Raw genomic sequence first — 241 nt, forward strand, 5'->3', positions numbered from 1 at the left:
TGCACCTGGCGGGTGACAAAGTCGAGCTTGAGGCCGGGTGGTTCGATGGGATCAAGGACGTCTGGGTCTCCTTGCGCAAATCCATTCCCTGGGGAAAGCCCAAGAGCATGACCCCGTTCGAGTTGGCATTGCAAGACCTGGCGCAGCGCTATGCCGACAGCAGCAAGGCCGTGACGGACAGGCTGATCGCCATCAACCGCCTGGATGGCGAGTGCGCCGCGGAGATCGTTAAGGCCGCCAG

General features: G+C 62.2%; 1 protein-coding gene. It reads left to right on the forward strand.

Annotated elements, in window-relative coordinates:
* A partial coding sequence (locus ACMUOY_RS20910; RefSeq protein WP_413894620.1) for a hypothetical protein occupies positions 1-241 on the forward strand: 241 nt, incomplete at both ends.

The organism is Candidatus Skiveiella danica, assembly GCF_022705245.1.
Lineage (GTDB): Bacteria > Pseudomonadota > Gammaproteobacteria > Burkholderiales > Burkholderiaceae_C > Skiveiella > Skiveiella danica.